At 66.8% G+C, this 12,010-nt stretch carries 11 protein-coding genes and 2 riboswitches; of the genes, 10 read left to right on the top strand and 1 reads right to left on the bottom strand.

The genetic code is table 11. The features are described 5' to 3' along the window. Window positions 1–5 precede the first annotated feature (5 nt). The 8 genes from cbiE (at window position 6) to cobT (ending at window position 7,203) form a co-directional block, all read left to right on the top strand. Window positions 6–1,187: a precorrin-6y C5,15-methyltransferase (decarboxylating) subunit CbiE gene (gene cbiE, locus RAD16_RS18575; RefSeq protein ID WP_458159408.1), complete on the top strand. Its 1,182-nt coding sequence runs from the start codon at window positions 6–8 to the stop codon at window positions 1,185–1,187. Continuing rightward, window positions 1,184–1,552 (top strand): cobalamin biosynthesis protein, encoded by a 369-nt coding sequence (locus tag RAD16_RS18570; RefSeq protein WP_458159337.1) that lies wholly within the window; start codon window positions 1,184–1,186, stop codon window positions 1,550–1,552. Before cbiE ends, RAD16_RS18570 begins: the two co-directional genes overlap by 4 nt. After that, complete coding sequence (cobM, locus tag RAD16_RS18565) at window positions 1,549–2,331, top strand: precorrin-4 C(11)-methyltransferase (protein ID WP_458159336.1); 783 nt, start codon at window positions 1,549–1,551, stop codon at window positions 2,329–2,331. Before RAD16_RS18570 ends, cobM begins: the two co-directional genes overlap by 4 nt. Beyond that, the gene (locus tag RAD16_RS18560) at window positions 2,331–3,641 is read left to right on the top strand and encodes a cobyrinate a,c-diamide synthase (protein ID WP_458159335.1); all 1,311 of its coding nucleotides are present in this window, start codon (window positions 2,331–2,333) and stop codon (window positions 3,639–3,641) included. The genes cobM and RAD16_RS18560 overlap by 1 nt, the downstream gene beginning before the upstream one ends. Next, window positions 3,638–4,369, top strand: coding sequence for a uroporphyrinogen-III C-methyltransferase (cobA, locus tag RAD16_RS18555; RefSeq protein WP_458159334.1), 732 nt, complete (start codon window positions 3,638–3,640; stop codon window positions 4,367–4,369). Before RAD16_RS18560 ends, cobA begins: the two co-directional genes overlap by 4 nt. A 45-nt stretch (window positions 4,370–4,414) precedes the next feature. Continuing rightward, window positions 4,415–4,634, top strand: a riboswitch (cobalamin riboswitch). 37 nt (window positions 4,635–4,671) lie between these two features. Next, window positions 4,672–5,349, top strand: a complete 678-nt coding sequence (locus RAD16_RS18550; RefSeq protein WP_458159333.1) for an energy-coupling factor ABC transporter permease — start codon at window positions 4,672–4,674, stop codon at window positions 5,347–5,349. 41 nt (window positions 5,350–5,390) lie between these two features. Then, window positions 5,391–6,140 carry a precorrin-6A synthase (deacetylating) gene (gene cobF / locus RAD16_RS18545; RefSeq protein ID WP_458159332.1) on the top strand — a complete coding sequence of 250 codons (750 nt, stop codon included), beginning with the start codon at window positions 5,391–5,393 and terminating at the stop codon, window positions 6,138–6,140. 10 nt (window positions 6,141–6,150) lie between these two features. Continuing rightward, window positions 6,151–7,203, top strand: a complete 1,053-nt coding sequence (gene cobT, locus RAD16_RS18540; protein WP_458159331.1) for a nicotinate-nucleotide--dimethylbenzimidazole phosphoribosyltransferase — start codon at window positions 6,151–6,153, stop codon at window positions 7,201–7,203. Here cobT and RAD16_RS18535 read toward each other — a convergent pair. Continuing rightward, window positions 7,196–7,768, bottom strand: coding sequence for a histidine phosphatase family protein (locus RAD16_RS18535; protein WP_458159330.1), 573 nt, complete (start codon window positions 7,766–7,768; stop codon window positions 7,196–7,198). The genes cobT and RAD16_RS18535 overlap by 8 nt on opposite strands. Before the next feature lie 72 nt (window positions 7,769–7,840). Beyond that, a riboswitch (cobalamin riboswitch) is annotated at window positions 7,841–8,042 on the top strand. A 115-nt stretch (window positions 8,043–8,157) separates the two neighbouring features. Here RAD16_RS18535 and RAD16_RS18530 point away from each other — a divergent pair. Both RAD16_RS18530 and RAD16_RS18525 read left to right on the top strand, forming a co-directional pair. After that, window positions 8,158–10,527, top strand: a complete 2,370-nt coding sequence (locus tag RAD16_RS18530; RefSeq protein WP_458159329.1) for a TonB-dependent receptor — start codon at window positions 8,158–8,160, stop codon at window positions 10,525–10,527. 12 nt (window positions 10,528–10,539) lie between these two features. Then, the gene (locus RAD16_RS18525) at window positions 10,540–11,955 is read left to right on the top strand and encodes a PepSY domain-containing protein (RefSeq protein WP_458159328.1); all 1,416 of its coding nucleotides are present in this window, start codon (window positions 10,540–10,542) and stop codon (window positions 11,953–11,955) included. Window positions 11,956–12,010 lie beyond the last annotated feature (55 nt).

Genomic DNA, 12,010 nt, shown 5'->3' with positions numbered 1-12,010 from the left:
ATTCCTTGGCTGATCCCTGGCTGACTATCATCGGTATCGGCGAAGATGGCCTTGCAGGCCTGTCCGAAGCAAGCCGAAAGGCGCTTGCCAAAGCAGAAACTGTTTTTGGCGGTGAGCGTCATCTCGCTCTTGCAGATGTAGAAAGCCGCGGCCGCGCGTGGCCTGTGCCATTCGACGCAGAGGTCGTGCTGAGCTGCCGCGGCCGGCCGACAGCAGTACTCGCCTCGGGCGATCCGTTCTGGTACGGCGCCGGCGCAAGCCTTGCCGAGAAGCTTGAAGCAGGCGAGTGGGGCGCGCATTCGGCGCCGTCGACGTTCTCGCTTGCCGCCGCGCGACTTGGCTGGCGCCTCGAGACAATTGCCTGCCTTGGTCTCCATGCCGCGCCGTTCGAGCGCCTCGTGCCGCACCTTGCGCCGGGCGCGCGGATCATTTGTCTCGTGCGTGATGCGAAGGCCCCAGGCGATCTCGCGAAATGGTTGACCGAACGTGGATGGGGCGCCTCACTCGTGTGGACTCTCGCAGCGCTGGGCGGCCCACGCGAATACATTGGCCAGCATCGCGCCGACCTGTTTGCTGAGGATCTTGACGGCAATCTGGTTGCGGTGGCCCTGCAGGCGTGGGGAGGCCAGGGCATTCCCCGCAGTTCCGGTCTTTCGGACGATCTCTTCGTCCACGACGGACAGATCACCAAACGACCGGTGCGTGCGCTCGCGCTCTCGGCACTGGCGCCGCGTGCGGGCGAACGGCTGTGGGACATCGGTGCGGGCTCGGGTTCGATCTCGGTGGAGTGGGCCCTGTGCGGCGGGACGGCGACCGCGATCGAAGCGCGCGAGGATCGCGCCGCAAACATTCACAGCAATGCGGCCGCGTTTGGATTGGCGCATCGGATTACTGTCGTCACGGGAAGGGCGCCCGAAGCTCTCGCGGCGCTGGACGCGCCAGATGCCGTCTTCATCGGTGGCGGCCTCGATCGTGCGATGTTCGAGGCGATCTGGTCGCGACTCACGCCGGGCGCGCGGCTCGTTGCACACTCAGTCACGCTGGAGACGGAAGCCCTGCTCGGCGAGCTGCATCAGCGTCATGGCGGCGAATTGATGCGGGTCGAGATCGCGCATGCCGGTCCGCTCGGCCGCTATCGCTCCTGGGAGGCGGCGCGGCCGGTGGTGCAGTGGAGTGCGGTCCGATGAAGGTCGCCGGGCTCGGATTCAAGACGGATGTCACGCTGGCGTCGCTGCGCGAGGCGCTGCAGGCGGCCGGCGGTACTGAAGGCCTGGCGGCGGTCGCGACCGTCAGCGACAAGGCCGATGCGGAGCCGTTGAAGCAGCTCGCGCGCGAATGCGGTGTGCCGATCAAGGCTGTTCCGGCCGATCTGCTCGCGCGCGTCGAGACACCAACGCAATCAAAGCTCGTCGCGGACAAGTTCGGCACGGGCTCCGTCGCCGAAGCCGCGGCGCTCGCAGCGGCAGGGCCTCGCGCGCGGCTGATTGCGACGCGGGTGGTCTCGCAGGATCGCACCGCGACCGCGGCGATCGCTGAAGGAGATGGCGCATGACCGTGCATTTCATCGGCGCCGGGCCGGGCGCGCCTGACTTGCTGACGCTGCGTGGCCGCGATCTGATCGCGGCCTGTCCGGTCTGCCTCTATGCCGGCTCGCTGGTGCCGGAGGGCGTGCTCGCGCATTGCCCGCCGGGCGCGCGCATTGTCAATACCGCGCCGCTGTCGCTCGATGAGATCATCACGGAGATTGCCGCCGCCCATGCCGAGGGCAAGGACGTCGCGCGGCTGCATTCCGGCGATCTCTCGATCTGGTCCGCGATGGGCGAGCAGCTTCGCCGCCTGCGCGCGCTCGGGATTCCTTACTCGGTCACACCGGGCGTTCCCTCCTTCTCGGCCGCAGCCGCCGCGCTGGAGGCCGAGCTGACGCTGCCTGGCCTAGCGCAAACGGTGGTGCTGACGCGCACGCCGGGCCGCGCCAGCGCGATGCCCGAGGGCGAGAAGCTTGCCGTATTCGCTGCGACCGGCGCCGTGCTGGCGATCCATCTGTCGATCCATCTGCTCGACAAGGTCGTCGCCGAGCTGACGCCGCACTACGGCGCAGATTGCCCGGTCGCGATCGTCTGGCGCGCGAGCTGGCCCGACCAGCGCATCATCCGCGCGACGCTCGCAACGCTCGATGCAGCCGTCGGCGCCGAGATGGAGCGCACCGCGCTGATCCTGGTCGGCAAGACGCTTGGCGCTGCGGATTTCGATGAGAGCCGCCTCTATGCGGCCGACTACGATCGCCGCTATCGGCCGGTCGGTGCCGCGCCGCGCTTTCCGGAGGTGTCGTGATGGCGGCGGGCCTCGTCATCTCCGCACCGGCCTCCGGTGTCGGCAAGACCACGCTGACGCTGGCGCTCGCACGCGCCTGGCGCAATCGCGGCTTGAACGTGCAGTGCTTCAAGAGCGGGCCCGACTATATCGATCCCGCTTTCCATGCCGCCGCCACGGGACGTGCCTCCGTCAACGTCGATAGCTGGGCGATGGATCGTGGCGCCATCGCCCATCTCGTCAGCCGCGGCGCGGATGCCGATGTCGTGCTGGCCGAAGGCTCGATGGGCCTGTTCGACGGCGTTGCCGCGCGCGGTGTCTCCGGCACCGGCGCGACCGCCGACATCGCGGAGATGCTGGGCTGGCCGGTGGTGCTGGTGATCGATCCCTCCGGACAGGCGCAGACCGCGGCTGCGATCGCCGCGGGCCTTCGCGACTACCGCGCCGGTGTGCGCCTTGCGGGCGTCGTGCTCAACCGCATCGCGAGCGCGCGTCATGAAGATCTCGTGCGGCGTGCGCTGAACGACGTCGGCATCGCCGTGTTCGGTGCGCTGCCGCGCCATGCTGAGATCAGCCTGCCGAAGCGGCATCTCGGCCTGGTGCAGGCCGAGGAGCAGGCGGAGATCGGCAAGCTGATCGACGAGGCCGCGCGCTTCGTCGCCGAGCATGTCGATCTCGACGCGGTGCTGCGCTCGGCCGCCGACTGGTCGCCGGAACCTGCCGCGAACGGACCGAACGTCACGCCGCCCGGCCAGCGCATTGCGCTGGCCCGCGATGCGGCGTTCTCCTTCGTCTATCCGCACATGCTGGAAGCCTGGCGCGCAGCCGGCGCCGAGATTTCGACGTTCTCGCCGCTCGCCGATGAAGCGCCCGATGCGAATGCCGATGTGTGCTGGCTGCCCGGCGGCTATCCCGAGCTGCATGCCGGCAAAATCGCCGCCAATGCGCGCTTCCGCGGTGGCCTGCGCGCCTTCGCCGAGACGCGGCCGGTGCACGGCGAATGCGGGGGGTATATGGTACTCGGAACGGCCTTGACTGATGCCGACGGTGTCCGCCACGAGATGACGAGCCTGCTCGGGCTGGAGACGAGCTTTGCCAAGCGCCGCATGCATCTCGGCTATCGTCTCGCCGCGCTTGCAGCCCCGATGCCGGGGCATCAGGCGGGCGCGCGGCTGCGCGGTCACGAATTCCACTATTCGACCATCCTCGCCCAGCCGGATACAGCGCTGGCGGTCGTACACGACGCGACGGGGGCTGTCATCGCCGAGACCGGCTCGCGCCGCGGCCAGGCCACCGGCACGTTCTTCCATCTGATCGCGGAGGACCGGTGAGCGGTTTTGTCTCTTTCATCTCCGCCGGTCCCGGCGATCCCGAGCTGCTCACGCTCAAGGGCGCCGCGCGGCTGCGCGAGGCCGATGTCGTGCTCTATGACGATCTTGCGTCAGGCGCGATCCTCGATCTCGCCCGGCCCGGCGCCAATCTCGTCGCAGTGGGCAAGCGGGCAGGGCGTCCCTCGACCAAGCAGCACCACGTCAACCGCCTGCTGGTCGACTATGCCGCAACCGGCGCGCGCGTGGTGCGGCTGAAGTCGGGCGATGCCGGCATTTTCGGCCGGCTCGAGGAGGAGCTCGAGACGCTGCGCGAGGCCGGCATCGGCTACGAGATCATTCCCGGCGTCACCTCAGCCTGTGTCGCCGCTGCGCAAGCCGGCATTCCCCTGACCCGGCGCCACACCTCGCGCCGGGTGCAGTTCGTGACCGGGGCCGACGTCACCGGCGAGCTGCCGCAGAATTTGAATTGGGCGGCGCTGGCCGACCCTGAAGCGACGACCGTGGTCTATATGGGCCGGCGCACCTTTCCGGCGCTTGTCGCAAAATTGATCGAGCACGGCCTTTCGCCAAACACCCCGGCGCTGTTCGCCGAATCCCTCGGGCGCGACGACGAACGCCTGCTCCGCACCACCATTGCCGAGCTTGCGGAACAGCTTGCGCGCGGCGGGGCGGCTTCGACCGCGGCCGTCATCCTGTTCGGCGCGTTGGCAGAGGATTATCCGTCATGATGGCTCGGGCCGCCGGTCTCCTCTTGACGCCCGGCCGGCGAAAGGGGCACACAGGAGAGGCATGGTGCTCGACGCAGCGCAAAGCGCTGGAGCATAATCGGGAATGGGGGTGGGCGGACCCAGTTGCGGCGCCCAAAACCCCAGCCGCCCCCGCGACTGTAAGCGGTGAGGGGCTCCGATCAGCCACTGGACCGCAAGGTCCGGGAAGGCCGGAGAACCCCAGTGAACCGCGAGCCAGGAGACCGGCCCTGCACGTTTTGAGGCCAAGGCCGTCGGGTGTGACGGCAGGAAGGAACTGAGCCATGCATATCGAACCCGGAATCGTGACGGGCGCCAAGCTCGTGTTGAGTTACGCAACCGGCATCGCCGCAGGCGGCGTTGCCTTGAAGCTCGCGGTCGAGACCGTGCGCGAGCAGGGCGTCGTTTCATTCGCCGTGCGGACGCTCGCCACCACCGCTCTCGTCTTCACCTTCTTCGAGATCCTGCCGCACTTCCCGGTCGGTGTCTCCGAGGTGCACTTCATCCTGGGCTCGACACTGTTCCTGCTGTTTGGCGCGGCGCCCGCCGCCTTCGGTCTCGCATTCGGCCTGCTGCTTCAGGGCGTGTTCTTCGAGCCGGCCGACCTGCCGCAATATGGCATGAACGTCACGACGCTGCTGGTGCCGCTGTTCGCGATCCAGGCGATCGCCTCGCGGATCATTTCGCGCAACACCGCCTATGTCGATCTGAAGTATCGCCAGGCGCTGGCGCTCTCGACGACCTACCAGGCCGGCGTGATCGCCTGGGTGGCGTTCTGGGCGCTCTATGGCTCCGGTTTCGCGATGAGCAACCTCGCGAGCATCGCGACGTTCGCGGCCTCCTATGCCCTGGTCATCGTGATCGAGCCGCTGGCCGATCTCGCCGTGCTGGCGTTGGCGAAATCGCTGCGTGGCGTCACCGCGCCCGGCCTCGTCACCCCGCGCCTGCATAACGCGGCTTGAGAGACAAAGGGGCGGCCGTCACGGCCGCCCCTGCACGCGCGATGCTCACGCTCTCCCTGATAGGCATCGGTTGCGGCGATCCCGGTCAACTCACGCGCGCCGCCATTCAAGCCATCAACGCAGCCGATCTCGTCCTGATCCCGCGCAAGGGGACCGCGAAGTCCGATCTCGCCGATCTCAGGCGAACGATCTGCGCGGATGTTCTCAGTAGCGACAAGACGCGCATCGCCGAGTTCGATCTTCCCGTGCGCGATGCCGGCGAGGCGGACTACCGCAAGGGCGTGGACGATTGGCACGATGCCGTCGCCGCAAGCTGGTCGCAGGCGATCGCGGGTCATCTCGACGGCGAGGGCAAGGTCGCGCTGCTGATCTGGGGCGATCCATCGCTTTACGATTCCTCGCTGCGCATTGCGCGGCGATTGAAGCCTTTGCCGAAGATCGAGGTCGTGCCCGGCATCACCTCGATCCAGGCGCTGTGCGCGGCGCATGCGCTGCCGCTCAACGACATCGGCGAGCCCTTCCTGGTCACGACCGGACGCCGCCTGCGTGAAGGCGGCTGGCCGCACGGCGTCGATACCGTGGTGGTGATGCTGGACGGCGGCACCGCGTTCCAGTCGCTCGATCCAGCCGGGATTCAGATCTATTGGGGCGCCTATCTCGGTATGCCCGATCAGATCATCCTATCCGGCGCACTGACCGAGGTCGGTCCGCGCATCGTTGCGATGCGGCAAGAGGCGCGCGAGCGCCACGGCTGGATCATGGACAGCTACATTCTCAAGCGCAGGCCGTAAGCGAGGCAGCATGCTCCCTGAATGGGTCACCCAGAAATACCCGGCGGTTTCCGCGGTCCATCGCGATGCGGCGATCGCGCGTCAGGCGCAACTGACGAAACCGACCGGCGCGCTCGGCCGGCTGGAGCAGCTCGCGGTCGAGCTTGCGGGCCTGCAGGCGACCGAGCGGCCGCGTGCGGGACGCGTGCCGATCATCGTCTTCGCCGGCGATCATGGCATCGTCGCGCAGGGCGTCTCGGCCTATCCGCAAGCCGTGACCATCGCGATGATGGCGATTTTTGCTTCGGGTGGTGCCGCGATCTCGGTGTTGGCGCGCGAACTGGGCTCCAGCCTCGAAGTCGTCGACGCCGGCACGCTGGCGGAGGAGGCGATGGCGGGCGTCGTCACCGACAAGCCGCGCAGTGGCACGCGCGATTTCAGCGTCGAAGCCGCGCTCACGCCCGCGGAGCTGGCATTTGCATTCGAAGCCGGTCAGCGCGCGGTGGCGCGTGCCGAGGCCAGCCAGCCCGATCTCTTGATCTTCGGCGAGATGGGCATCGGCAACACCACGACGTCGGCTGCGATTGCCGCGAGCCTGCTCGGCATCAGCGCCGGGGAGATCGCGGGCAGCGGTACCGGTGTCGATGCGGCGGGCCGCGCGCACAAGGCGCGCGTGATCGATGCGGCGATCGCGCGGCATGGTGTTGCGGGCGCCGCGCCCGAAAAGATCCTGTGCGCCGTCGGCGGGCTCGAGATCGCGGCGATCTGCGGCGCGATCATCGCGGCTGCACAGCGCCGCATCCCGGTCTTGATTGACGGTTTTATCGTGTCGGTAGCTGCGCTGGCGGCAGCGCGGCTTAACCCGTCATGTCAGCCGTTCCTGTTGCCGTCGCATCAATCGGCGGAGCAGGGTCATCGGCTGGTGCTGCGCGCGCTGAACGTGCAGCCGCTGATCAGCCTCGATCTCCGGCTCGGTGAGGGATCGGGCGCCGCCATCGCGCTGCCGCTGGTGCGCGCGGCCTGCGCGCTCCACAACGGCATGGCGACCTTTGCGCAAGCCAATGTGCCGGATCGGCCTAGCTGATCCGCTGATTGACTGAAACGACGCGCCAGCTGTTCGCGAGCCGGTCGATCCGGGTCAGTGATAGCGGATCGATCACGAAGCGCAGGGCTGCTTGTGGCGTGAGATCGAGCGCGATGCACAGCGCCGCGCGGACGGTGCCGGAATGCACGACCAGCGTTGCGGCGCCCGCGCCGATCCGTGACAGACCTAATCGGACGCGTGCGACCTGATCTTCAAAGCTTTCGCCGCCCGGCGGCCGTCCGCGCGCCGGATCGCTCCAGAACTGCGCATAGGCCGCGCCACCGGTCGCAGCGAGCGCGTCATGCCGATGGCCAGTCCAGTCGCCAAAATCCTGCTCGCGGAAGTCGCTGACCGACTCCGGCTCGAGCCCCAGAGCGCGCGCAGTCTCCACCGTGCGTCGCGATGGGCTCGCATAGCTTGCGGCATCCTGCGGCAGGCGCTGCCGCAGCGCGTCCAGTTGCGCGCGATCGCCGAGATCGGCCGGCGCGTCGGGCGCATGGATCGTGCCTTTGACGCCGTCGACGGGGGCATGCCGTATCAGCCAGAGGAAGGTCTCGCCTTCCATGCTCATCTCCAAGGAAGTTGCTCGCTGTGGCAATAACGCCGCAGCTTGCACATTGACTCTGTCTTGATCGTAATCCTAGATGGCTTTGACGGTTTCCCCGAGAGGGGATGAAAAGGGAATGCGGTGCGGGGACGTTGTCCCCAATGCCGCGGCTGCCCCCGCAACTGTAAGCGGTGAATCCTTCGTCAGAAGCCACTGGGTCCTCGGTCCCGGGAAGGCGACGAAGCGGTCACGACCCGCGAGCCAGGAGACCTGCCGTCAGCCGTGGTCACACGCGAAGATGTCGGTCGGGGAGTACAGACATTCGGCTTCATCGGAAGGCTCACAGCCGGAAGATGAGACCTTGGTTCGCTGTGACGTGCCACTGACGTCATACCGAGGTCTAGCCTGTGTCTTCCATCCGTCTCGTACGACCGCGCAGCTTTCTGCTCGCCTCTGCCGCGCTGACACCCTTTGCCGCCATCGATCTGCCCGCCGCACTGGCACAGGAGGCTCGCGAACGCCTGCCGCCGGTCGAAGTGTCGCCCGCCCAATCCCGCAAGCAAGCAAAACCTGCCGGGCGTGACGCGCAGAGCGTCCGTCGCGCGGCAACGCGCCGATCCGCAGCTGCGACGGCTGCGCCGAAACCGGCGATGCCGGGCGCGGCAGCGCAGGAACAGACGCAGACGCCGCTCAACAGCAATGTGGTTGCCGACAGCGCTTCGCGGCTCGGCCTGACCGTGCGGGAGCTGCCCGCGACCGTCGAGGTGATTTCGGCCGCGACCATGCGCGAGCAGGGCTATCGGACCGTGTCCGAAGTAGCTCAAGGAGCCGTCGGCGTCACCTCCGGGGATAATCCGGCGGAGCCTGCGGCGTTCTCGATGCGCGGCTTCACCAACAGCCAGATCAACACGCTCTACAACGGCATCAAGATCGGTCCGCAGAACATGACTTCGCGGATCACCGACACTGCCAACCTGGAGGCCGTCGAATTCGTGAAAGGTCCGGCCTCGCTGATGTCGGGCGAGGGCGCCGCCGGCGGCGCGATCAATCTCGTCACCAAGCAGCTGCACACCGGACCGATCCGCAATGAGGCGGATTTCTCCTGGGACACGCTGAACTCGTTCCGCGCGCATTACGGCTCGGGCGGCAGCACCAATGTGCAGGGCCTCGACTACCGCTTCGACATCAGCCGTTCCTCGCTCAACGGCTTTGCCGACGACACCAACACCAAGACGTTCGACGTCTCGGGCCAGCTCAATTACCGCATCTCCGACAGCCTCAAGGTCTGGGGCGCGATCGAGTACCGCGAGGACCGCTCAAAGGCCTATTGGGGCGCGCCGCTGGTGCCGACCGTCTTCAGCGGCTCGCATGCGACGAGCGGCATCGTCTCCGGCAATTATATCTCGAACTACAACGGGACCAATCTCGGCGCGGTCACCATCGACGACCGTACCTTCAACACCAACTACAACGTCCTCGATAATCGTAACATCGCTCAGGAGGTGTGGCTGCGCGGCGGCTTCGAGCTGAAGCTTGCGCCTGACCTGACGCTGAAGAGCCAGGCTTATGGTTACGGGGCGGAACGTAGCTGGTTCAACAACGAGGTCGAGGCGTTCAACGCCGGAACGAACCTGGTCGATCGTGAGCGCTTCTACGTCGCCCACAGCCAGCGCCTCGTCGGCAACATCACCGACCTGACCTGGGACACGAACATCGCAGGTTTCGACAACCGGTTTGTCACCACACTGTCGTCGAGCTACCTCGACTTCGTCCGGCCCGGCGCTGCGAACTTCCCGAGCGATTCCGTTTCGCTGGTCGATCCCAATCGCGGCTTCTACGGCCTGCTCACGACGCAGCAGCAGACCGCGCGCATCGACAACGAGGCGCTGGCGTTCGAGGACCGGCTGAAGCTGACGCGCAGCTTCGCGCTGGTCGGTGGCCTGCGCGTCGAGCATATCGGGCTCGATCGCAACTCGACCGACAAGAACGGGCTGGAGAAGGCGAATTTTCCGTTCACGCAAGACTGGGCGCCTGTCACCGGCCGCATCGGCTACACGTGGGACGCCGTGCCCGGCCTGACCTTCTTCAGCCAGTACGCCACCGGCGCCGACATCTCGGCCAACAACATCTTCCTGCTCGGCCCGACCCAGAACCTCGACCTGACGACCGCGCGCACCTACGAGACCGGCGTCAAGCATCTGTTCTGGGACAACAGGGCGGAGTGGTCGTTCTCGGCCTACGACATCGTGCGCAAGAACGTCTATGCGGCAGCCGGCGGCCAGACGCTCAACATTGCGGGACAGCAGGAATCGAAAGGTGTCGAGCTTGCGGCCGCGGTGCGCCCGATCGAGCCGCTGCGCCTCTGGGGCAACATCGCCTATGTCGATGCGCACTATGCCGACTACAATTTTGCCGGCGGCTCGTTCTCCGGCAACACGCCGCCGAACGTTCCGCGCGTCGTGGCCAATGCCGGCGCGTCCTACCGGTTCTTCACCCCCTGGCCGGTGGAGCTCGGCATCACCGGCCGCCATGTCGGCGACCGCTACAACACCGATGCCAATGTCGTGACGATGAAGGCGTATACCGTCGCCGACGTCTATGCTTTCGTCGACATCCCCAGGACCGTCTTCAATGCGGTCGACCAGGCGCGCCTGACTTTCCGCGTGCGCAACATCGCCGACAAGCGCTACGCGGTCTGGGGCGATCCGTTCTATCCCGACCAGATCCTGCTCGGTGCGCCGCGCACCTATGAGCTCTCGGCCGCATTCAAATGGTGAGGCGCTGATCACATGATGGGCGCGATCGTCCTGCTGCACCGCTGGCTCGGGATCGCGTTCTGTCTGCTGTTCGCGATGTGGTTCGCGAGCGGAATCGTGATGCACTTCGTTCCGTTTCCGTCATTGACGGAGGCGGAGCGTTTTGCCGGACTTGCAGCAGTGGATCATGCCGCGGTGAAGATCACTGCGGCCGAGGCCGCGAGCGAGGTTGCGGACGCGACCCGCGCGCGACTGGTCCAGCGGAGCGACGGACCGGTCTACATCGTGTCGGGGCCGTCGCGCCTGCGCGCGGTTCGCGCCATTGACGGGCTGGATGCATCGGTGCGGTCGCGCGAGGCCGCGCTCGCGATTGCGCGAGATCATGCGCGTCAGCGCGGGCTCGATGCCGCGCGAGCGGCTGTCGTTGCGGAGGCGGACTACGACCAATGGAGCGTGCCGAACGGCTTTGATCGCCACCGGCCGTTGTACCGGGTTGCGCTCGGCGATGTTGCCGGAACTGAGGTCTATGTCTCGTCGCGCACCGGCGAAGTCGTCCTCGACACGACACGGAACGAACGCGCATGGAATCTCGCCGGCAGCGTGCTGCACTGGATCTATCCGACGGTGCTGAGGAGCAATTGGGCGCTGTGGGACCGCGTGGTCTGGACGTTGTCGCTGCTCGCTCTGATCGCAGCGGTGCTCGGCGCGGTGCTCGGGATCGTGCGGGCGAAGATGCGGGGAGGCCGGATCATAACGCCTTATCGAGGCTGGCACGCGCTGCATCACGTCATCGGTCTCGTGGCCACGGTCTTCGTCTTGACCTGGATCTTTAGCGGCTGGCTCTCGATGGATCACGGCCGGCTGTTTTCACGCGGGCAGTTGAGTTCGGCCGAGGATGGCGTGATCAATACAGCGCCGGACTGGGCCGCTGCGCTGTCGTTCGATCGCGCACCGATATCGCCGCTGGCCCGTGAAGTCGAGTGGTTCGCCCTCGATGGCAATCTCTATCGACGCGAACGGATTGGTCTTGGGACGCAGATTGTGGTCGGCCCAGACGGTCGCGGGTCGGCGGTCATCGGCACGCAGGCGATCGGGAGCCTGATGACGCGGCTTGCGACGGATTGCGGCACACCGTCGATCCTCGCCGACGACAACGACTATCCTGCGCACTCCGCTGTGCCCGGTGCGCCGGTCTACCGCTCACGCTGCGGCGATGTCTGGTTCGACATCGACGGCGCCGACGGCAGCGTGCTGCAAAGGCTGGATGCGTCGCGGCGGTCCTATCGCTGGGCCTACAGCGCGCTCCACACGCTCGATTTTCCAATCCTCGTGGCGCATCCACCCTTGCGCGATGTCCTGATCGTGAGCCTCTGCGCGCTCGGGCTGGTGTTTTCGATCACCGGCATCGTCATCGGCTGGCGGCGGTTGCGGCAGTCTTTTGCCGGCTAGGACGGCCGATCAAACAAAAAGTGCCAAAACAACCCCATGCACAGTAGCCGGTGTT

The sequence above is a fragment of the Bradyrhizobium sp. 18BD genome, from assembly GCF_054185225.1.
The sequence above is the reverse complement of the archived record's forward strand: the minus strand, read 5'-3'. Positions and strand labels throughout refer to the sequence as shown.

Bases quoted from the DNA above. Each gene is read 5' to 3' on its own strand.
- cobF (WP_458159332.1), top strand. From the start codon at position 5,391: ATGCTCACGCTCTCCCTGATAGGCATCGGTTGCGGCGATCCCGGTCAA.
- RAD16_RS18535 (WP_458159330.1), bottom strand. From the start codon at position 7,768: ATGGAAGGCGAGACCTTCCTCTGGCTGATACGGCATGCCCCCGTCGAC.
- RAD16_RS18560 (WP_458159335.1), top strand. From the start codon at position 2,331: ATGGCGGCGGGCCTCGTCATCTCCGCACCGGCCTCCGGTGTCGGCAAG.
- cobM (WP_458159336.1), top strand. From the start codon at position 1,549: ATGACCGTGCATTTCATCGGCGCCGGGCCGGGCGCGCCTGACTTGCTG.
- RAD16_RS18550 (WP_458159333.1), top strand. From the start codon at position 4,672: ATGCATATCGAACCCGGAATCGTGACGGGCGCCAAGCTCGTGTTGAGT.
- RAD16_RS18570 (WP_458159337.1), top strand. From the start codon at position 1,184: ATGAAGGTCGCCGGGCTCGGATTCAAGACGGATGTCACGCTGGCGTCG.
- RAD16_RS18525 (WP_458159328.1), top strand. From the start codon at position 10,540: ATGATGGGCGCGATCGTCCTGCTGCACCGCTGGCTCGGGATCGCGTTC.
- cobT (WP_458159331.1), top strand. From the start codon at position 6,151: ATGCTCCCTGAATGGGTCACCCAGAAATACCCGGCGGTTTCCGCGGTC.